Annotated in this window: 14 protein-coding genes and 2 tRNA genes; 4 read left to right on the top strand and 12 right to left on the bottom strand. The window is 62.9% G+C overall.

The window, feature by feature from the left end; genetic code table 11:
• Window positions 1-18: 18 nt before the first annotated feature.
• The 6 genes from ACW7G2_RS00255 to uvrB form a co-directional block, all read right to left on the bottom strand.
• A complete protein-coding gene (locus ACW7G2_RS00255; RefSeq protein ID WP_456971556.1) occupies window positions 19-1197 on the bottom strand; it encodes an HlyD family type I secretion periplasmic adaptor subunit in 1179 nt (392 codons plus the stop codon).
• Window positions 1194-3359: a type I secretion system permease/ATPase gene (locus ACW7G2_RS00250; protein WP_456971554.1), complete on the bottom strand. Its 2166-nt coding sequence runs from the start codon at window positions 3357-3359 to the stop codon at window positions 1194-1196. Before ACW7G2_RS00250 ends, ACW7G2_RS00255 begins: the two co-directional genes overlap by 4 nt.
• The gene (locus tag ACW7G2_RS00245) at window positions 3356-4705 is read right to left on the bottom strand and encodes a TolC family protein (RefSeq protein ID WP_456971552.1); all 1350 of its coding nucleotides are present in this window, start codon (window positions 4703-4705) and stop codon (window positions 3356-3358) included. Before ACW7G2_RS00245 ends, ACW7G2_RS00250 begins: the two co-directional genes overlap by 4 nt.
• Window positions 4706-4868: 163 nt before the next feature.
• Window positions 4869-8732, bottom strand: coding sequence for a BapA/Bap/LapF family large adhesin (locus ACW7G2_RS00240; protein ID WP_456971550.1), 3864 nt, complete (start codon window positions 8730-8732; stop codon window positions 4869-4871).
• A gap of 323 nt (window positions 8733-9055) precedes the next feature.
• Window positions 9056-9130, bottom strand: a tRNA-Val gene (locus ACW7G2_RS00235).
• Between the two features lie 188 nt (window positions 9131-9318).
• Window positions 9319-11352 (bottom strand): excinuclease ABC subunit UvrB, encoded by a 2034-nt coding sequence (gene uvrB, locus ACW7G2_RS00230; protein ID WP_456971548.1) that lies wholly within the window; start codon window positions 11350-11352, stop codon window positions 9319-9321.
• A 357-nt stretch (window positions 11353-11709) separates the two neighbouring features.
• Between uvrB and ACW7G2_RS00225 the strand changes: the two genes are divergently transcribed.
• The 3 genes from ACW7G2_RS00225 (at window position 11710) to ACW7G2_RS00215 (ending at window position 12519) form a co-directional block, all read left to right on the top strand.
• Window positions 11710-11943 (top strand): GspH/FimT family protein, encoded by a 234-nt coding sequence (locus ACW7G2_RS00225; RefSeq protein WP_456971546.1) that lies wholly within the window; start codon window positions 11710-11712, stop codon window positions 11941-11943.
• Window positions 11944-12120: 177 nt separating this feature from the next.
• Window positions 12121-12405, top strand: a complete 285-nt coding sequence (locus ACW7G2_RS00220) for an addiction module antidote protein (protein WP_456971544.1) — start codon at window positions 12121-12123, stop codon at window positions 12403-12405.
• Window positions 12406-12442: 37 nt separating this feature from the next.
• Window positions 12443-12519 (top strand) — tRNA-Asn (locus ACW7G2_RS00215).
• Window positions 12520-12727: 208 nt separating this feature from the next.
• On the opposite strand, the gene ACW7G2_RS00210 is transcribed toward ACW7G2_RS00215, so the two are convergent.
• The 4 genes from ACW7G2_RS00210 to ACW7G2_RS00195 form a co-directional block, all read right to left on the bottom strand.
• Window positions 12728-13006 (bottom strand): type II toxin-antitoxin system RelE/ParE family toxin, encoded by a 279-nt coding sequence (locus tag ACW7G2_RS00210; protein WP_456971542.1) that lies wholly within the window; start codon window positions 13004-13006, stop codon window positions 12728-12730.
• Window positions 13003-13185, bottom strand: coding sequence for a type II toxin-antitoxin system RelB family antitoxin (gene relB, locus ACW7G2_RS00205; protein ID WP_456971540.1), 183 nt, complete (start codon window positions 13183-13185; stop codon window positions 13003-13005). The genes ACW7G2_RS00210 and relB overlap by 4 nt, the downstream gene beginning before the upstream one ends.
• A gap of 440 nt (window positions 13186-13625) precedes the next feature.
• Window positions 13626-14954 carry a type II toxin-antitoxin system HipA family toxin gene (locus ACW7G2_RS00200; protein WP_456971537.1) on the bottom strand — a complete coding sequence of 443 codons (1329 nt, stop codon included), beginning with the start codon at window positions 14952-14954 and terminating at the stop codon, window positions 13626-13628.
• Complete coding sequence (locus tag ACW7G2_RS00195; protein ID WP_456971535.1) at window positions 14951-15208, bottom strand: helix-turn-helix domain-containing protein; 258 nt, start codon at window positions 15206-15208, stop codon at window positions 14951-14953. The genes ACW7G2_RS00200 and ACW7G2_RS00195 overlap by 4 nt, the downstream gene beginning before the upstream one ends.
• Before the next feature lie 426 nt (window positions 15209-15634).
• On the opposite strand from ACW7G2_RS00195, the gene ACW7G2_RS00190 reads away from it, so the two are divergent.
• Window positions 15635-16174, top strand: coding sequence for a GspH/FimT family pseudopilin (locus tag ACW7G2_RS00190; protein WP_456971533.1), 540 nt, complete (start codon window positions 15635-15637; stop codon window positions 16172-16174).
• Between the two features lie 206 nt (window positions 16175-16380).
• Here the strand turns inward: ACW7G2_RS00190 and ACW7G2_RS00185 are convergent, their stop codons facing one another.
• Entirely contained in the window at window positions 16381-16806 is a 426-nt protein-coding gene (locus ACW7G2_RS00185; protein ID WP_456971531.1) for a type IV pilin protein, read from the bottom strand.
• A gap of 5 nt (window positions 16807-16811) precedes the next feature.
• Window positions 16812-20249 (bottom strand): pilus assembly protein, encoded by a 3438-nt coding sequence (locus ACW7G2_RS00180; protein WP_456971529.1) that lies wholly within the window; start codon window positions 20247-20249, stop codon window positions 16812-16814.
• Between the last annotated feature and the right edge of the window lie 7 nt (window positions 20250-20256).

Here is a 20256-nt window from a genome sequence, read left to right as displayed (position 1 = left end):
CGGCCACTGGTCTTTCCATCATCGCTCCCGGAGCGCCTCTTGCGCGCGATTCAACGGCTTCATCAGGTAGTTCATCACCGTCTTGCTGCCCGTGTGGATGTCAGCCGTGGTCACCATGCCCGGGAATATCGCAAACGTGGCCCCGGCCTTGTTGACCAGATGATCTTTCCCAGTGCGGATATAGACCCGGTAATAGAAAACATCGGGACTGACCTCATCCTGGATCGTGTCGGGCGAGATCATGACGACTTCGCCTTCAAGGCCGCCATAGATGTGGTAATCGTAAGCGGTCACCTTCACCACCGCGCGCTGGCCGGGATGCAGGAACGCCACGTCCCGCGGTGAGATCCTCGTCTCGATCAGCAGCTGGTCATCCAGCGGCACGATCTCCATCAGCTTGCCATTGGGCGGAATAACGCCGCCGACGGTGGTGACCTCCACGTTCTTTACGATGCCCTTGACCGGAGACACGATCGTCGAACGTGCCAACGTGTCGGCGCGGCCACGGGTGACGGATTGCTGCTCGAGGACCTGGGCATTGGCACGGGCCAGCTCTTCGCGTGCGTTGACGATGTACTGGGTCCGCAGGTCGGTCAGCTTGTTCTGCAGCTCGGTTGCCTGCCGTCGCAGGCGCAGCAACTCAACGTCACTTGCGGCTCCTCGGGCCACCAGCGGCTCGGTGAGCCCGATCTCCTGGTTGACCAGTGACAGCGCGCGCCGGAGACCCTCGGAGCTTTCCCGCAGGCTTTCCCGCCGTGAGTGATACAGCGCGGTCTCGGACAGCACCAGATCGGGGTTTGTATGCAACTCGTCTGGAAATTCCAGCGTTTTGCCGGTTACCTCGGCCCGCAACCTGGCTGCGCTGGCAAGTGCAGCACGCATGCGTGATGCACTTTCGTCCACGGTGGCCTCCAATCGTGTGGGATCCAGGCTTGCCAGTACCTGGTCCGCTTCCACCAGGTCGCCCTCGCGCACATGGAGCCTGGCCACGATCCCGCCCTCCTGCGACTGGATCACCTGCTCGCGGGAAGTGGGGATGACTTTGCCCGGGCCCGTCGTCACCTCATCCAGCTCGAAGATGCTCGCCCACACCCCGAGGCAGATCAGGCACAGGACAAGCGCCCACACCACCCAGGACGCCAGCGGGGTGCGGCTTCGCTCCAGCCCCATCTCTGATCGGAGTCCGCCCAGGCTCATGCTTTACCCCCATCGCCAGGCCTGGTTTTACCCGTCGCACGACCTGGCTTGACCAGGACTTCCGCCGGCGAGCCGTCGCGCACGATCCGCCCCTGATCCACAACGATGATCCGGTCGACCCATTCAAGCACCGCCGGACGGTGGGTGGCCACCACCAGGGTGCGGGACTCCAGCCAGCCTTTCAGCCCCCGGATGAAGCGGCGTTCACTGCTCTCATCAAGCCACGCGGTTGGCTCGTCGAGCAGGAGCACGTTGGGCTCCCGGATCAGCGTGCGGGCCAGCAGCAGCAGCTGGCGCTGGCCTCCCGACAGCCCCCGCCCTCCTTCCTGCACCATGTGGTCCATCCCATCAGGCAGGGAGCGCACCACGGCAGACGCGCCACTCAGCGTCAGTGCGCGAACAAGCTCCTCGTCACTTGCATGCGGCAGGCCCATGGTCAGGTTGTCGCGGAGGGTCCCGTAGAACAATGCCGAGTGCTGATTGAGCAAGGCGATGTCGCGCCGGACATCCATGGGATCAAGCACGGACATCCGCAGCCCATCCAGCATCAGCTCACCTTCCTGCGGCAGTCGCATCCCGGCCAGCAGCTGCAGCAATGTGGATTTTCCCGCGCCGTTCCGCCCCAGCAGGGCCACTTTTTCGCCCGCAGCGATCCCCAGTTGCTCAACTGCGAGCACCTGTCGGCCGCCGTCCTCGTAGCTGAATTTCAGATTGCTGATCCGGTAATCACCCCGGAGCACCGAACGGTGCACACGGACAGAGCGCTCGGGCTGGTCCACGGGCCGCTTCATCAGCTCGTCCAGCCCTTCCCGCGCGACCTTGGCCTGCTGCCAGCGGGCCATGACGCCGGTCATCTGGCCCAGCGGCGCCACCATCCTGGAAGCAAGCATCGAACAGGCCACCAGCACGCCCACCGACAGCTCACCATCCATCACCGCGTATGCGCCCACGAGCACCACGGTGGTGTACACCAGCTGTTGCACCTCCTGGGTCCAGGCCGTCAAGGCACCGATCAGCCCGCGGGTTTTGACCCCGATGCCGGCAGTGGTCTCATTGATGTGGTTCCACTGGTTCTGGAACCTGGGTTCGGCGCGGAGCAGCTTGATGTCATCCAGGTTGTGCACGCTCTCCACCAGCATCGCGCTGCGGATGGATGCCTCCCGCATTCCCGCCCTGGACAGCTTTGCCAGCGGTCGTTGCGCGAGGAGTCCGGGCACAAGCAGCAGGGGCAGCGCGGCCAGCGGCACCAGCACCAGGTGCCCTCCAATCAGCCAGATCACGCCCAGGAACAGCAGGAAGAATGGCAGATCGGCAATGGCCCCGACGGTAGTCGAGGCCACCAGGTCGCGGATCTGCTCCAGCTCGCGCAGCTGGGCGATCAGGCTGCCCGTCGACCTTGGCTTCGCATCGTTGCGGATCCGCAAGGCATGCCCGAACACCCTGTCGGAAATCCGCAGATCTGCCCGCCTACCCGCAAGGTCGGAGATATGCGTGCGCAACACGCGCATCACGAAAGCAAACGTGAGGGCGATCAGCAGCCCGCCGAAGAGCACCCAGAGCGTTGGAATGGACTGGGCCGGGATCACCCGGTCATACACCTGCATGGTGTAAATGATCGCGGCCAGGGTGAGCACATTGGCCACCAGCGATGCGAGCATCACATCCAGGTAGCGTGGCCATTCCTTGAGCACGATGCCCACCAGCCAGTTGGCCTTCCAAGGCCGGATGTACTCGTCAACCCGGGCATCCGGTACCGCCGACTGGGGTTTCGCCAGCAGGACCCGGCGGATCCGCCGCACTGCTTCCTGGCGATCCACAGTGGTGGTCAATCCGCGATCACCGCTGAGCCGCAATACCACCTGTCCATCGGCATCGACCTGCTCGACAAGGCCGACCTGGCCATCTCCCAGATCGGCAATCATCGGCAGGCGCCACGGGTCCAGCATCTCCGGACTCAGCTGCTCGAATACCGCCACCAGCCCCAGCTGCCGGGCCATGTGCTGGACAACATCGTCCAGCTCCTGGTCCCGGCTGCGCCAGTCGGCTTCCACCCGCACACGCTCTTCCGAACCATCAATCCGGTAGTGCCGGGCGATCCCGAGCAACGCCTCCAGCCACGGCTCATGGCTGCCTTCCGGTGCTGTGGCGATGTCGTCCTTCATGGTGTCTCCAGGTCAAACGCCTGACGTGCGCGCCCGGCCGACAGGAGATGGCCCAACTGCGCGACCCACAGGTCATGGCGCGCGTTTTCCAGATCTTCCCGGGACTGTCCGATTTCCTGCTCTGCATTCAGCAGGTCAAGCGCATTGCGTGTACCCAGTGCCAGGTACTGCTCCCAGTAAAGATCCCTTGTTTCGGTGATGCTCGACACCCGCTGCTGCAGCACCCCCAGACGGCGCCCAAGCCCTTCGATCTGCTCGCGATAGGAATGCAGATCGTCCAGCGCAGCAAGACGCTCCGCCTGGACCCGCCCTTCCGCCGCTTCGACTGCGCTCGCTCCCGCCCTTGCCCGCGCCGACATCTCCCCGCCTTCGTACAACGAACCCCTTACAGAGAGGAACGTAGTGGTGTAGCTGTTCCTGCCGTACATATCCTCATAGCGGTCGCCGGCCTGCCCCAGCCGCCTGTTCGCATTGGCCTCCAGCGCCACGGTGGGGTAGCGCTGCGCACGAGCGTTGCGGTGGTCCGCATGGGCCGCTTCCCGCTGTGCCGACGCCACCTGCAGCGCCGGCAATCTTTCGATATCCGCGTCGGTAGAGGCCCACTGCAACGCCGCCTCCGGTGCGCTCGCAACCGGCGCCCCGCCACGGGCGCCTACATACGTGCCCAGCCGCGTACGCCATTGCCTCAGCTGGGAATCAACGGCCAGAAGCCGGGCACGAACGGCTTCCACCCGGGAGCGCGCCTGCAGCGGATCACTGCGCGTGGCCGCACCGGCCTCCGCGCGAAGCTCGGTGATCTCCACCACCTTTCCCAACGATTCCAGTTGTTCCTGGATCAGCGCGCGCAGCGCTTCATGACGATGGATTTCGATCAGCGCCTGCACTGTGCTTTCCAGCACCTCATCCACGGCCTGCAGCAACGCAGCCTGCTCACGCCGCTCCCCGGCACGCTCACGCTCCACCGCACTGGATGTTTTGCCGAAGTCGTACAGCATCTGGGTCAGGCCGACAGTCGCCACCTGACCGGTACCGAATTCGCCCTGTTCCCCGGCGGTCACCTCCGCCTGCACCCGTGGCCGGTACCCGGCCCGGGCTGCATCAATCAAGCTGGACTGCTGTTGCACCGTGGCCTGGGCTGCAAGCACGCTTGGATGCCGCGTGACCGCGATCCGGACAGCTTCATGCCACGTCAGCTCCGCCGCTGGCGCGGCCTCTGTTCCCACTTCTGATCCCGCCGGCGACACGCAAGAGCGCGATGGATCCGCGGGGGCTTCTATCAGGATGTTCCTTACGTCAGCGCTCTGGACCTGAAGGCCGGCGTGGACCGCCGAAACAAACAGCGACATACAGACGCCGCACAATACTGCCCTGCCCTTCAAACCCATCTCCTGCAACTGCCGGCCCGGGAACGTCCCTGTTCCAAAACCCCGGCAACAATGGTCACCACCGCTGGAAAGCCGGCCACCGCAGTGGCCGGCCCTCCGGAAGCTTCCATTGCGTCTGGAAGCCTTACAGGGGACTGCTGGCCTGCTGGCTCAGCAGCATATCCAGCTCATCCTCCTGACGCAGGACTGCGAGCTGCTCGATCTCCATCGCCACACCTGCGGAAGAGGCAGCCACATCGCCACTGTCCATGGTGAGGATTTCATCGCCGGCACCGCGTACCTGGAGTGGGGCTTCCTGGTTGGCTTCAGAGAGCATCTCCTCAACCTCACTACGGCCTTCCTCGGACGAAATCGCCTCGCTATCCACCGCTGTGCCATCAGCGTCGGCAATGATCGAATCCAGGTCGATCTCGGTCGCCAATACTCCGGCTCCCGACGGATCCACCGTCACCGTCAGCGTGCCCCCGGACACCGCACCGCTTGGATGCACCAGCTGGTACTCGAAGACATCCTGCGAGGCGTCGACGAAGTGATCCTGTTCAGCGTGTGGTGTGAAGGTATAGCCTCCCTCTGCGTTTACGGTCAGCGTGCCGTAGGTGCCATCCACCGTCACACTACCGGTGACGTCTACGAACTCCGTCCCGTTGAAGATTTGCAGCGTGGTGAAGCTGGAACCGGTGTCGTCATTGGCCAACAAGTTGCCCGTGGCGCTGGTAGCACTAGCCACCTCAAATTGATCGAGGTAAGTCACATCGACATCCGACGCGATATTGACCGTGACTCCCAACACGCTGCTACTAGTCGCACGGACACGGTAGACGCCTGCGGTAAAGGTGACATCAGAAAGATCAATTGACGCCACAACGCCGGACCCAATCAAGGAGCCATACGAATCCTGGGCAACAATTTCCCACTCTCCGGAGCTTGTCTGTCGCTCCAGGAACACTCCGCCGCTAGGCAGCAGCCCTAACAACAACGAAGCTTCAATACTTCCAGCCACCTCCATGTTGTCCGAAATGACGAACGTCTCGCTGGTGTAGGTCTGACCCCCAACCCCGACCAACGACCCGTTTGTGTCGGTGAAATAGTCTTCATCGACCACATTGGTCCATTCGACCGCGGCGTCGCCGACATCGTCGCCAGCACCAAACCCCATCGTTGCGGGCTCACCCGGGTTGTCGGGATCCCAGGTCATCTCGACGCTGTCGCTGTCGATCTGGACATACAGGGTCGCCGCAGCGGTATTACCAGTCTCCGGATCGAGCAGCGTGTACTCGAACTGCTCGACCTGGCCGATGCCCGACCCATCCGCATTGGGCTCGTAGATATAGGAGCCGTCGGAATTGATCGTCAGCGTCCCATGCGCCCCCGCGACATCCGTACCTCCGGCGCCGATCGACACTCCATTGACGCTCTGGACGACAGTGGTATCGGTGACCACGTCGCTGTCGCCGTCTCCATTCGCGTCGGTGATGACGTTGCCGGCCACAGAGACCGACTGGTAGTCGGCGTCGGTGAAGTCGTAGTCCGTACCGGCCACGACGAGGGAGCTGAGAATCGAAAGACCAACCCCTTCATAGGTGAGGAAGGCGCGATATTCGCCTGACTCAAGCTCCTGTTCGACGCCGTAGACGTCGCCGTCCAGCAACCCGATCGTGAGCAGCGACGCTTCCCCGGACCCTCCGATGTCGGTCCACAGGCCGGTGTCCTGATCCCACTTCTGGACAACTACCTGGTAGTCGCCCAGCAAGCTGAGATCGAGCAGCGCGTTGAAGGTGAATGTCAGGTCCTGGGCGTGTCCAGGCTCAACCTCGAAACTCAGGAAATTTGTGCCAAGCACAGTGGCCTGCAGGTCCAGATCCAGGAGCGAAACGCCTACACCGAGCAGGTAACTCACGCTGCCGTGATCGACGTCGTCGGTGGCAGGGGTGATGTTGACGCTTGCCGTTGCCACATCGTCGTACGCCTCGAGATCAGCGTCGGCGTCGGCGTCGGCATCGGCATCCGCATCGGCATCCGCATCTGCGTCGGCGTCCGCGTCGGCATCCGCGTCAGCATCGGCGTCGGCGTCGGCGTCCGCATCGGCGTCAGCATCCGCATCCGCATCCGCATCCGCATCCGCGTCGGCGTCAGCATCCGCATCGGCATCGGCATCGGCATCGGCATCGGCGTCAGCATCCGCATCCGCATCCGCGTCCGCGTCCGCGTCCGCATCGGCGTCGGCATCCGCGTCGGCGTCGGCGTCGGCGTCGGCGTCGGCGTCGGCGTCAGCATCCGCATCGGCGTCAGCATCCGCATCCGCATCCGCATCCGCATCCGCGTCGGCGTCAGCGTCAGCGTCGGCATCCGCGTCGGCATCGGCATCCGCGTCGGCGTCCGCATCCGCATCCGCATCCGCATCCGCATCAGCGTCCGCGTCCGCGTCCGCGTCAGCATCCGCATCCGCGTCGGCGTCGGCGTCGGCGTCGGCATCCGCGTCGGCGTCGGCGTCGGCGTCAGCGTCCGCATCGGCGTCGGCATCCGCATCGGCATCGGCGTCGGCGTCAGCGTCCGCATCAGCGTCCGCATCGGCGTCGGCATCCGCGTCGGCGTCCGCGTCGGCATCGGCATCGGCATCCGCATCCGCATCCGCATCCGCATCAGCGTCGGCATCCGCGTCGGCGTCGGCGTCGGCGTCGGCGTCGGCGTCAGCGTCCGCATCGGCGTCAGCATCCGCATCGGCGTCGGCATCCGCATCGGCGTCGGCATCCGCATCAGCGTCCGCGTCGGCGTCGGCGTCGGCATCCGCATCGGCATCGGCATCAGCGTCGGCATCCGCATCCGCATCAGCATCCGCGTCGGCGTCCGCATCGGCATCGGCATCGGCATCTGCATCTGCATCTGCATCTGCATCTGCATCCGCGTCCGCGTCAGCATCGGCATCTGCGTCGGCATCGGCATCTGCGTCCGCATCGGCGTCAGCGTCGGCGTCCGCATCCGCGTCGCCGTCATCTCCGAGATCGGGCGCCATGATGAAGGTGGGGGCAGACTCATTCCCAGCGTCGTCCGTCGCCGTGGCGGAAAGCGATTCACCACCCGTCATGGGCGGATCAAGCTCCACCGAGTAGTTACCCTCGGCGTCGGCCTGGCCCGTGGCGAGCACAGTCCCGTCTTCGTCGTAAATCGTGACCGTGGAGCCCGGTTCGGCCGAGCCGGAGACCGCATCACCTCCGGCGCTGATCTCGGCGGTCGGCGCATCAGGTGGCGTGGTATCGAGAACTGGCGCCGTGATGGACGTGGGGTCGGATTCGTTTCCGGCCTCATTCGTCGCCGTCACCGTCAACGTTTCACCGTCAGTCACGGCCGGATCCAGGGTCACTGAGAAGCTGCCATCGGCACCGGCCTCACCGGTAGCGATAACAGCGCCGTCTTCGTCATAGATGGTGACAGTCGTGCCAGGTTCCGCGGTACCACTGACGGTGTCACCGGCGTCGTTGATTTCCGCTGTTGGGGGAGCTGGGGTTGAAGGCGTGGGCGGGGGGACCGGGTTGGGCTGGCTGCGTCCGCCCCCTCCGCCGCCGCCGCCGCTTCCGGCAGCGGCAATCAGCAAGCCGGCGCCAAGAACTCCCAGAGCGATCGCGCCAGCATCCGACTTGTCCAAGGCTGCAGCTTCAGGTGCCATTGCTCCAGCGGCCGCGGGGTCGGCCACGAAGGCCCATTCGCCTGCAGCAGGGTCACCCTGCAACAGCCATGCACCGTTTTCGTCCTGCAGCACGAGGTCGCTCTGCTCTTCCTCGTCTTCAGAATAGAAGTTGGTGATCAGGATTCTTTCGCCCGCCTGTGTGATCAGCGCAAGATCGCGGCCGTTTTCACCGGTCCTCTCAACAGAACGGACCTGATTGCTGCTGAGGGGCAAAGTGACAACCGCCGCCTCCGCAAGCTCGATAGGTCCTTGCTGGGAGACCTCTTTGGTCTCACCGGTCGCTTTCACCACGATCGTTGCGTTCATCGCCGTCAATCTCCCTTTAGATCTGAATTTCGAGGCGAAGAGGCGATGTCCCCCTCACTCCGGCCGCGTCCACGCCGGTGCGGTATTTTATGAACGCAGCGATAACGAGTGATGCTGCTGCATTACGCGCACCACTTGAAGGACAGGTGTCACAGATCCGCTCTATTGCGGTTTGGTGACAGGGAAACCTGAACAACTCATCTTCTTGGTCCGGCGTCGCAGGTGGGGCTGATGAGGCTGCCCGAGGCGCGCGCACAAAAAACCCGGCGCGCTGGCCGGGCTATCTGTCTTCACTCAGAACCTGTTGTTGACAGGGACCTGAGTGGTGGGCGGTGAGGGTTTCGAACCCCCGACCCCTACCATGTCAAGGTAGTGCTCTACCACTGAGCTAACCGCCCGTATCGCCTTGCCGTCAGCTGACGGACAAGACCGGGAATTCTACCTTCCCCTTTCCATCCCGACAAGCGGGGAAGTGACCCTGCGGGTTCGGGTTGAATTCACGCGGCTTCGCGCGCATGGCGCGCTCCTACGCAAGCCGGCTGGGGCGGGTGGATCCTCCCAACGGTGGCGAGAGGCTTGGGGGACCTCACTTCAGCGACGCGTCCTTCAGCCGGCGGATCCGGTCGCGGACCTGGGCGGCCTCCTCGAATTCGAGGTCGCGGGCGTGGCGGTACATCTGCTGCTCCAGCTCCGCCAGCTTCACAGCAAGCTGTGCCGGCGCCATGGAGGCATAGTCCTCGACCTCCTCAGCCACCTGCTGACGCGATTTGCCCCGCCCGCGTTTCTCCAGCGCCGGCTCGGATCGCGCGCCCTCCATGACGTCCATCACCGCCCGGGCCACAGTCGTTGGGGTGATGCCGTGCTTTTCGTTGTACTCGACCTGGCGCTGCCGGCGGCGGTCGGTCTCCTCAATTGCCGCCTGCATCGACCGGGTGATCCGGTCGGCGTAGAGGATCGCCTTTCCGCGCACGTTGCGGGCGGCGCGGCCGATGGTCTGGATCAGCGAGCCGGTGGAGCGCAGGAAGCCCTCCTTGTCCGCGTCCAGGATCGCGACCAGCGACACCTCCGGCATGTCCAGGCCCTCGCGCAGCAGGTTGATCCCCACCACCACGTCGAACTCACCCAGGCGCAGGTCACGGATGATTTCCACCCGCTCCACCGTTTCGATGTCAGAGTGCAGGTAGCGCACCCGGACCCCGTGTTCGGCCAGGTATTCGGTGAGGTTCTCCGACATGCGCTTGGTGAGCGTGGTGATCAACACCCGGTCGCCCATAGCAACGCGCTTGTTTATCTCCGACAACACGTCATCAACCTGGGTTGCCACCGGACGGATCTCCACCTCCGGGTCGATCAGCCCCGTGGGCCGGACCACCAGTTCGGTGATCTCGTTCTCGGCGTGCTCAAGCTCATATTTACCCGGCGTGGCTGAAACAAAGATGGTCCGCGGCGCCCGCTCCTCCCACTCCTCGAAGCGCAGCGGGCGGTTGTCCAGCGCCGACGGCAGCCGGAAGCCGAATTCCACCAGCGTTTCCTTGCGCGAGCGGTCGCCCTTGAACATGGCCCCGATCTGCGGAACTGTTACGTGCGACTCGTCCACCACCAGCAAGGCATCCGCCGGCAGGTAGTCGAACAGCGTCGGCGGCGGCTCGCCCGGCAGGCTGCGGGTCATGTGCCGGGAGTAGTTCTCGATCCCGTTGCAGTACCCCACCTCGGCCATCATCTCCAGGTCGAACTGGGTGCGCTGCGACAGTCGCTGGGCTTCCACCAGCTTGTTCTGCGAGTACAGGAACTCCAGGTGTTCCTTCAGCTCCGCCTTGATCGTCTCGATCGCGTTGAGCACGCTCTCGCGGGTGCTGGCGTAATGTGTCTTGGGGTACACCGTGAAGCGCGGCACCCGGCGCTGCACCGCCCCGGTGAGCGGGTCGAACAGGCTGAGGGCCTCGATCTCCCCGTCGAACAGCTCGATCCGCAGCGCCTCCGCGTCCGACTCGGCCGGGTGCACATCGATCACCTCGCCCCGTACCCGATAGGTACCGCGGCGCAGTTCGATGTCGTTGCGGCTGTACTGCAGCTGGGTCAGGTGCCGGATCAACGCACGCTGGTCGATCCGCTCTCCCACGGACAGGATCAGGCGCATCTTCAGGTAATCGTCCGGATCGCCCAGGCCGTAGATCGCCGACACCGACGCCACGATCAGCGCATCCGGCCGCGACAGCAGCGCCTTGGTCGCCGCCAGCCGCATCTGCTCGATGTGGTCGTTGATCGAGCTGTCCTTCTCGATGTACGTGTCCGACGACGGCACGTAGGCCTCAGGCTGGTAGTAGTCGTAGTAGCTGACGAAATACTCCACCGCGTTGTGCGGGAAGAACTGCTTGAACTCCCCGTATAACTGCGCCGCCAGGGTCTTGTTGGGCGCCATCACCAGAGTCGGCCTCTGGACGCGCTGGATCACGTTGGCGATGGTGAACGTCTTGCCCGAGCCGGTCACCCCCAGCAGCGTCTGCTTCGCCAGGCCAGCCTCGAATCCCTCGGTCAGCTTCTCGATCGCCTGCGGCTGATCGCCGGCCGGCTCGAAGGGCGAGGCCAGCTGGAAGGGACGTGATTCGAGGTGGTCACTCATTGGCAAGGCGGCGCAGCAGGGGAAACCCCCAAGTCTAAACCCTCCTCATCAACGCCCCCTGACCACGCCCCGTAGGAGCGCCCCATGGGCGCGAAGCCGCGTGCCCCCTCAGTCCCAGCCCGACCCTGATTTCAGCAATCCCCCCCCTACCACCCAACGCCTCCTCCGGCGATGCCCAGCGCTGAACCCCGCCCCCAGACTGTTCCCAACCCTCCCGGAGCCGCCCCATGACCCGCAAGGACGCTGGTCTGACCCTTATCGAACTCCTCACCACGCTCCACCATCGCCGCTATCACCCTGACCATCGGCCTGCCCGCCTTCAGCGGCACCCTGGAGCGCACCCGCGTCTCCACCGCCATGCACCAGGTCAGCGCAGACCTGGCCATGGCCCGCAGCACCGCCATCATGCGCCGCGCCCAGGTCGTCGTCTGCCCGCGCACGGCCGACTACCGCTGCCGGAATGACAGCGACTGGGGCCAAGGCTGGATGGTGTTCACCGGTGAACGCCTGGCCGGCACCGTGGTGGTCAATAACCTCGGGCGGGTGCGGAGCGCCAGGCCGGCGCTGGAGACGCCCTGCCCGCGAGGCTGAACGGCATCCCCGACCAAGGTCCAAGCAGATTGCAGGGCCGTATCCAAATGAATACAACACCCGGGTGTACTTCACCCAGCGAGAGCGAGTTCTGGCAACTCTGCTCTGTGGCGGTGACAAGCGGACGCAGAGACTGGATATCCAGCGCGCGCAACACTTGGCGAAGGAGAACAAATCATGAACCCAGGAACGCTTCCCATTGACATGGCTGCCCACCTGGACAGCCCGGAAGCGATCGCCGAGTACCTGAACCAGGTGCTGGATGACGGTGACGGCAACGAGCTCCTGCGGGCGCTTGGTTACGTCGCAAGGGCGCGCGGGATGGCCCAGGTCGCACGGGATGCGGGACTGGGCCGCGAAAGCCTTTACAAGGCCCTGAGTCCAGGCGCCAAGCCACGTGCTGACACGCTGTTCCGCGTGATCCGCGCCCTCGGCGTCCGCCTGCACGTCGAAGTGGCTTGACCAACTGCCGCAATTCCTTAGAATGGCCGATCTCCCCGCCCGAATAGCTCAGCTGGTTAGAGCACTTGACTGTTAATCAGGGGGTCGCTGGTTCGAGTCCAGCTTCGGGCGCCAAAGATTTCAAGGGCTTGCGATGCAAATCGCGGGCCCTTTTTTCTTTGCCCCGTAACAGGGCACGTAACATTAGGCGAACCGGAGATCGACCTCCGGTTCCGACGGAAGCGGCGACGTACCTAGTAGCTCTTCGAACACAAGAGATACCGCAAGTCAAGACTGAACGCCGCCTTCTGGAAGCTCCCGTCTTTCCTGGCGCTTGGGACGCTTAGGGGTACTGCTGGCGAGCGTGCAAGACGGCGAGGATCTCCACGCTGATCGAGCCAACGCGGTAGACGAGCCAGTAGTTAGGGTGTGCCAGAAGCTCGCGCGTGCCTGCCACGCGCCCCGCGCGCCCAAGGTAGGGGTGATCGCTCAAGGGAAGCGGTGCGGCCTCGACCTGGTCTTTCAGAGCGCGGGCGGCGTAGGGGTTGTTGCTGGCGATGAAGGCGATGATCTCGGCGAGATCATGCCGAGCGGCCGACTGCCACTCGACCGGAAGCGTCATGCGCGGCGACGTTCGGCCGCGACGATGATCGCCTCCATCTCCGCCATCACCTGGTCATGTGGAATCGTCGGCCGCGTGTCGGCCATGGCGCGCTCGACCTTCGCCCGGAACCACCGATCGTAACTCTCGGCGGCCTCAGTGGTCTCGAACTCGGAAACGCGGGGATCAAGCTGTGTCATGGGTACAGCCTACTCCAAGTGGCGTGATGTCGCAGTACCATCACTCTTGGGCTCACTTGGCGGACCTGTCGGAATATTCTACGGTAGTCAGGAAAGGGGGCGCGGTGTCATTCATGAGGTACAGCACAGGTACAACCAGCAGATTTCACGCATCAACCCAAGTTGACGTAAGTTGATGATTCTTAATTGATTTCACTCTGCACAGGTTGATACACATCAACACTAAGAATCACTAACCTAGTGTTTTACAAGGAAACTGTTAATCAGGGGGTCGCTGGTTCGAGTCCAGCTTCGGGCGCCAAAGAATTCAAGGGCCTGCGATGCGAATCGCGGGCCCTTTTTGGTTCTTCGCGGAAGTCCGGGGAACACCCATGTCAGATGATAAAACCAGCCTCCCGTTCCGGGAGGGATTTCGCATGTTCGTGGCCCCGAAGCACTACTCAGTGTTTGCCCAGCAACCCGGAGCGGCCGATCACCTGGCGCCCTGTCTTGACGGGTTGGGGATCTGAGAAGTTGGTGAACGCCTCACCCAGCTCAGCCTCCCCTATGGCGTAGATACGATTGTGCCGCAGGCCGCCGATTCCCTCCTGCCAAGCAAGCAGCATGCGTTTTCCTATCTCCACGAAGCCCGGATGTTCGTCCATTGCTTCGCGGACCTTGGGGCCTACTTCGGCCATAGCCGTAGCAATCTTCTCGACGATCTCCACCTGGTCGCGCGCCGACAGTCCGAAAGCCGCGGTCAGGAAGGTCTGCAGATTCCGGCCAGGGTCCCAGGTCTTCTTACCCATCAACGAGATGCCCGGCGGATTCCTGGCGTAGTCCGGATAGGCGGCGGTTGTGATCATGTCGTAGGCCGGCGCCAGATGGACATCTTCTCGGCGGGTGTAACGCAGAGCCACGTTCTTGGCATGACAGTCGGCATTACGCAGGGCGTAGGTCAGCAGCAGCATGGTCGCCATTTCGCGGAAGACGCCCACCCGATTTGCGACTGGGACGTGATCGCGGACTGCTTTGGCGATGCGCTCCCAGGTGGTTTCGTACTTGGCGGCAGGGCGCAGACCCAGCAAGGTGCAGAAGTCCTCCATGCCCCAAAGGCGGGCACCGTTCTCGTCCACGTCGAAACGGTGGACGACCAAAGCCTGGCCGTCTCGGGATACTTCGGTCTCCGCGGCAGGCATCACACGGCGGGTTACCTGCATGCACAGGTGCTCGTTGAGGGACACGAACGGCAAGAGCCGGGATGATCCCTTGATGATGTGTTTGTGCGTGAGCAGCGTGGTCTTGGTGTGCGGGCCGGTGCCGGTCTTCACGGTCGCGTTGTCCAGGAACTTCGGCACAACGCCCGATACGCCGCTGGTGGCATGGCGGCGAACCAGCTCGGCGAAAGCCTCCTCGGAGTTGTCGCCTTGCAGCAAACCTGCGACGTCTACGGCTTGCGCAGGCACGTCCAGGCTTGCTCCCGACGGAGCTACCTGGATGCGTCCAATCATGTTGCGGCCGATGACCGACAGGAGCGCCATCGGACTGGCGCCAATGACCGGGCCAAATTGCTCCTGCAGCACCTGCAACAGGTACCCCTCGGGCAAGTTCATCTGAAAGACCGGGTGCAGAACGTCGTCCCAGATATAGGGTTCAGGCCGCACATGCATGGTCAGGGAGACGAAGTCATCCGTACCCACACCGTCGTGATAGATCATCGAACTCTTGAAGTCGCCTTCTGCTTCGAGCGTGGCAACCTCACGGCCGAGTACGTGGACGGACAGGCTCACTCGCCGCCCCCGCGCTCACGCCGAAGCTCGTCCAGCGAGCCGGAAGCACCGACTTCGACGAACTCCAGTTCCATGCCCAGCGCGGCCAGCACCGCCAGAAGTTTGCGGGAGCCGAACTCGGCCACTTTGCCGCGCTCGAAGCGGGACAGGGACTCCTGGGAAACACCCGCGCTGGCGGCAACGTACCCTTGCTTCAAGCCAAGGGAGCGCCGCCTCATAGCTACTGCCTCACCGAGCTCCAAGACTGTTTGCATTTGATCTATACATCAAATAATGGGGTGTTCCGTCGATTATTTGACATATACGTCTAAATTGCAACCCCGTGGCCCAACGCGTTTGCCGCCGCGCCAGAACTTCGTGCTCGCTCCATACGGCCACGTGCAAGTGCACAATCAAGCCGCAGCAGTAGGCGTATCGAGCCGAATGCGGTGAACTTGCGTCGACCATTCCCAGGCCAGAGCAAACCGTGTAGACCCGTGACAAGGCCTGCAAGAATATCCCAGGAAGCAGGTGGCCTCCGTTTGCAGTCGTGGGCAGCCCTGCGAGAAGTCAGGCGGGGCCAGGCGAGGAAACGCCCGACACGGACTTCAGGTTTTCCCGACGCCAACTCGCGACACATGCCGGTATGACGGCCTGAAAGCACAGCCTAACCTGCTCGCTCACCTGGCACGGAGCCGAGCATGGACCACAAGGAAGTGGGGCTTACACTGGTCGAACTGGTCACCACGATGGCGGTACTCGCGATCACCCTGTCGATCGCCGTGCCGTCGTTCGCTGCGTTGCTGCAAAGCAATCGCGAAACAACCACCTATCACCTGCTGACGACTTCACTGGCCTCCGCGCGGCTGAGCGCCGTGAAGGACAACGCGCCCGTGACGGTGTGCCCGAGCACCGATGGCCGCCGTTGCCGCAATGACACCATCTGGAGCGACGGCTGGATCATCTACCGCGATCCGGGGCGAGACCGGCAACCGGCTACCGATGACGCCGTACTCCAGCGCTTCGACGCTGTGCCCACGGGACTGCACTTGCGCAGCACCGCGGGTCGCTTGCGCGTGCGGTTCCTTCCGGGCGGCTGGGCGTATGGCAGCAATCTCAGCATCCACCTGTGCCGGACGGGGGACGACGGTCACCTTGGCAGCGTCATTGTCAACAACGGCGGGCGGCCGCGGACGAGTCGGCAGACGACTCCCGCCGCCTGCCCGTTCCGCAGTGACTGACTCGTCCTGCAAGCCTTGAGATTTGACCAGAAGATGTACGTCGACGCTGCCAGCACGATAGCCGCAGCGCGCACAGCAACCAGACCATCCGCATCTGCACCGCCGACCGACTGACCGGCGAGACCGTCATCAAAAACGTCGGCCGCGTGTGCTCCACACGGCCTAAGACAGGCGCGCCCCCGCACTGAAACGGACGAGCAGTGGCGCTACCAGCATCGGCTCACATCGGATGCCGTTCCCGAGTGAGTCTTCGTTCCGGACTGGTTGAGCGTCAGCGTGCCGCAAAGCTTGTCGCGGCTGTCCTGCCCCCCCTTCGGTACGGCTTCCACCGAGAAGGTGGAAGCCGTCAATGCCGGATCCGCTGCCAGCCGGATGGTATAGAAATCGTTGATCTCCGCCATGCAGGCGGTACTTGGCAGCGCCGCCCCCGCGTACGTGAGGTTGGTGGTGTGGTGACGCTCCATGAAGTGCGCGGCCTCCATCGCGCAGGCGGCGGCAGCCCCGCGCCTGGTCTTGGTTATGTGATTCATGTAACTGGGGTACGCGATAGCGGCAAGGATGGCGACGATGGCTACCGTCACCATCAGTTCGATCAGCGTGAAACCCACCGTTTTGGGGGACATTCGCATCATCACGCCTACTCCTTGCCAACCAGTTCATGCCAGCGGAGCCTGTTCGGCCCAAATCCCGAGGGCGGAATTGGCGCCCGGCCGCACTCCGCATCCGATCCGCAGACGTAAATCGAGTTCCCCACGCTCAGGCCCTGCGAAGGCATGCCGATCCCAAGGTCCACGGACGTGATGAAGCCCGCCTCACCATCGCTCGGGCTTCCCGCGATCCGGTCGTTGCCCTGACCGTCTCCATCAACGTCGATGAAGGTCATGGTGCCGCTGCCGCCCGGCGCGCGCGGATTGGTGCCAGTAAACACATCGACGGCATTCAGGTACCCCGTACCGCCTGAGTCACAACCGCTGCCCGGCTGCGGAATGATGCTGGAGAACCACAGCGCGTTCCCACGGACGAACGGAGCCGTTACCACGCGCTCTCCCTCCGTCGGCACGCCAAGATTCACATACCAGCCGCGCTTACCATCATCCAACGCCGACCACGACTCCCAGGCCCTGGCGGGGCGACCGAGCGAGTCAACACCGGTAATTGGAATCCCCCGCTCCTGAAGCTCAGCCTTGGTTATGGGAAATTTTTTTCCCGAATCAATCAGCGCATAGACAGACTGGGTCTGCGTATCGGTGAGGTCTCCGTTCGTGATGTAGGAGCCGGTCCCGAACAGTACGAAGGTCTGGTTGGAAACGAAGTCCCGGGCGAGCGCTACCGCCGCGGTGATCGGCTGGGGATTGCCGGAGGGGTCAGTTGCCCGGAAGATCGGAACGGCGGTTTTTCCGGATTCGTGTGCAATTCCCCACTTATCCACGCTCGTACTCTGGACGTCGAATTTCCAGACGTTACCCTTCAGGTCGCCGGCATACAGGACATCGGCCTTGCCGTCGCCATTGAGGTCCGCAGCGCGCACTTCTGCAAGCCCGTTACCACCACCCGAATCAACCGTGATCCTCTTGACCTCCGCACCGGTCCACGCGTTGTAAATGAACAGCGTCGCGCTTCCATTTTCGCTGTCGATTCCGTTGCCAATAAACGCCAGCGTCTCACCGTTGTTACCCTTCCTCACGAGCGGGGCTCCCAGCACATGCCCCATATTGCCGTCGCCGTTATCTCCCTGAAATGTTTCGTCCCAGCGCACCATGCTCGCGTTCGGCGTTTCCGCACTGGTGACGTCAAGCGCAAACACACCCTTGCCGCCGCGCCCCAAGCTGGCAACCAGGATATTCCTGTCACCACCCTGGTCCTTGGTGGTCACATCGATTCCACCGTCCACGAAGAAATGATGGGTGTAATCCTGGCTGCTCAGCATGGCCAGTTTTTCGAAGTCCAGCCCCGCCGGGACGTAAGAGAACAACGTGGTGCCGTCCGCGGCATCAACCCCATGCAGCATGCCGTCATTCGCCCCGATGAACAGGTGATCCGTCTCGGGAACGTAGAACGGCGACGAGTTAACGATGTCACCAATAGGAGAGGCTCGGCGACGGAGCATTCCAGGCGCGCTCCCCTCCCCAGCGCGGTTACCCATGATGTATTTGGCGTTCTGGGCACCCGTCACCACGTTCGGGGTGCCGACGTTTCTGGCCAAGTCATTTTCTTGACCAGATTCCCCAAGTGTCGGGAAATCCGTGCCTGATCCGTCCCACGTATATACCTCCCGTGCCTTGAACGCATCGGGATCCGCCAAGGCGACGGATGCCATGCTCCAGGCCGGCGGATCGTTGATCATGCCACCGGCGATACTGATTCCGACAACATCGCCGGACCACTCACCCGACGTATATGTTGCCTGGAACAGGTGCGAACCATTGTTGAGAGACGGCCCGTTCGATGCCACGTTGGACCCCGATGCGCGCCTGCTCGCAATCGCCGCCAGGCTGCCTTTCAGCGCCTCGGCGAACTCCTGCGGATTGGTAGCGGCAACAAAGCTTCCCCCGGTGTTTACTGCCGCATGCAGCATGTCGTCGATTCGCCGCGCCGACTCGGCGGTCCGCCAATCGCTGTTGCTAGTTGGTACGTCAATCGGATCATTGCCCGACTTACGCCACGGGTTTAGCCAGGGCAGCGATCCCTGCTCGATCATCTGCACATCGTCGGGAACCATGGTTCCCTGCAATCCGATGGAGACCGCAAAGGTCGTCAGATGTTGCCAGAAAGCCCCGTATTGACGCGTCGACGTAGAAGGCACGTTATTCGCCAGCCCGCCATCAGCCGGATCTCCGGGCCTCAAGTCGCGCTTCCAATAGTGCATCGCGATATCTGCAAGCGTATCTGCCTGTCCATCAGAGAAAGGCCGGGCAGCCTTGTACTGATACTTTTTCTGTCCGTCTGCCGACGTTATCTCCGGCCCGTCCCTACCGTCCGCATTGCCGACGCTTGAGAAGCCGCTATTGTCGTTCCAGTAGCCGTCCGAGGTTAAGATCGCGTAGTTCTGCCGGCAGCTGAGCTGAGCTGCTCCGGTCTCCGGGCCCCATGGGCCTTTGGCTCCGGCTTCATGTTCAAAGTAGTCACCGGTCCGCTGCAGGGCACCGTGAAGCGGCGTCCACCCGTTCGCATTAGCCCGATAAAGATAGTCAAACCAGTCTTCCCGGTTCTTCCCCTTGAACAGCCCACCGTCGTTCCCGACGACTGGAATCGGGTACGCCGGCAGGTTTCCAGAAACCGAGGAGGGGCCATTTCGGTTCCAGATCGAGTCGTAACCAACTCTGAAGTTTTCGCCAAGCTGGCCGAACGCTTCTGCGGCCCCCGCCTTCGCAACCTTTGCTCGTGTGCGATGGTATGAGTACCAAGTGGAGAAATTTGCTACTTCCGCGGACTCGTCACGGGTCGTCGTGGGAGTCTCATATTCACAGTTCCGCCAGTCATACTGGCTTGACGAGTAACAGCCCGCGCCCGCCACCCCTTCATTCGTACCGCTGACTTCCATGTATCGACTGCGCACAATCCTCAGGTCACTCGTGCCATCACCAATTACATTGACGACCTGGTAACGGTAGTACTGAGATCTATCCGTAAGATCGGAGGCTCCCTCAATGGGCACATAGAACGTGCGTTCGTTGTCCCGATCAAGATCACCCAGTTCATCGCCGCCAGACAGCAGGGTCGTATTGCTATACACGTTGCCAGGACCTTCACCACCACTGTGGCGAGTTCCATCATGCTGCATCCATGGCCGATAAGTTACTTGAGGATCGTAATGGAGCCTGTTGTAGTTGCTTGAACGACGACGGATTGAGTTCTCGCTGGGACCGACGCTGTTCGCATCGGTCATCAATGTCTCCGCCATGGAGCCCGAGTCATCGAGAATGAACATGATGTTCGGCGGAATCGACCCCGTCCCGGTTTGCAGCGGGTACTCCGGGAACGACGCGGCGTGCCCCGAGCCGCCAATGCAGACTGCCAAAAAGCCCATGGCGATCGCCAGGATCCGCTCTCTTCCAATCGTCGGCTTGCGTTTCATGAACTGG

Source organism: Luteimonas sp. A277 (genome assembly GCF_054052045.1).
This window is presented reverse-complemented; position numbering and strand designations above follow the sequence as displayed.